At 42.7% G+C, this 1,455-nt stretch carries 1 protein-coding gene; it reads left to right on the top strand.

Features of this window, described 5'->3' with window-relative positions; genetic code table 11:
- Window positions 1-1,455: Ig-like domain-containing protein (locus R7F07_RS24770; RefSeq protein ID WP_318110610.1), on the top strand; the 1,455-nt coding region annotated here is incomplete at both ends.

The raw sequence follows: 1,455 nt of genomic DNA, 5'->3' as shown, positions 1-1,455 counted from the left end.
TCAAATTACTTTTTATGAAGCGATTGATCATGGTGTAGGTCAAGATGAGCTGGTGACTAACGTATTGGTTGAAAGCACTCAAAGTGATGCTGATGGTACACAAGAAACGGTTGTGGCCCCCCTAGAAATCGCCATCCTTGATGCCGATCCAGTGATCGCAAATGAGTCATATAGTGTAACCGAAGGCCAAGTCATTTCTGGCAATGTACTGGAGAATGACATTGATATTGATGGTGACTTGTACATTCGATATGTCAGAGCCGGAGGAGAGATCCAGTCTGTCCCTGATGGTGGCTCAGTAAGTTTTAGTCTAGAGAAGGGTGAATTAACCGTATTTTCAGATGGCTCTTGGCAGTTGAATGCCAGTCGCAACTTAGATCACACGGTTGAGCAAAGTCTCGTTTTTGATTATCTCGCAGCCGATGATTCAAAAGATTACGGTGTAGCAACCGCAACTATCGACATTATAGATGGCCAAGCGGGTTATGTAGGCAGTGCTACTATAAACGCAGCAGAAGTACCTCTGGGAGAGGCATTATTAACCACCGAAGGCAGTGTTAATGTGATTGCTGGCTCTGATAACCCTGATCCGACTAGTTTGTATTTTGGTGGGGCATCCATTACTAAGTTAGAGGCATTAGGGCTTACAAGCTCAGTCTCTGATAATGAGCTTAGCTACACGTTTAGTCCCAGCGGAAAGCAAATCACAGCATTTGCGAATGGTGTCACTGTATTTACGTTAACATTGAGTAGCATTGAGTCGGGTAACGATGTACTAGCTTCAATCTCGCTTACTCTTGATCATCCTATCGATCAATTCAATAGTAGTGATACGGTCACTTTCCCGCTGACCATTGGAGGGACAGATCTAGACTCCACACCGCTTGTAGAGAATGAAATTGATTTCGTGTTGAAAGATGGTGTTGATCCTACGTTGAGCAACTTGACTGTTGTTGCAATCGAGGAGATTAATCTAGAAAGTGGGGCAATCTTTAAGACTGGGAGCCTTCAACTCGATATCGGGAGTGATTATGTTGACTCTCTTCGATTTAGCGAATTAAACCAGCCCACATTAGTGAGTAGTGAAAGTGAGTTGCTTTACCGTCTGTCTGATGACGGTACGACAATTACTGGCTATATCTTAGAAGGTGGGGTGGAAGTAAATATTTTTCAATCGAAACTATTATCCACATTACCTTTAGAGTCGAGTAGTGAAATAGAGTATTCCTTTGAATTATATCGCTCTTTCGATCTGTCAAAAGATCAAATCCTGGATATACCATTGTTAGTTAATGCAACAGATTCAGACGGTGACACCACCTCCGTAACATTGGATATTACCTTAGAGGCAATTGAAGGTTTGAACGATGATGCCTCTTTAACGGTGGATATTCTTGATGGCGGCGATGGATACGAAAACCAGTTTGAAGTTCCTAGTGTCACGATTCAAGGTGA

Origin of the sequence: Vibrio sp. YT-16 (assembly GCF_033337405.1) — a bacterium.
Taxonomy (GTDB): Bacteria; Pseudomonadota; Gammaproteobacteria; order Enterobacterales; family Vibrionaceae; genus Vibrio; species Vibrio alginolyticus.
Note: the sequence above shows the minus strand (reverse complement) of the source record. Positions and strands in the feature narration are given on the sequence as shown.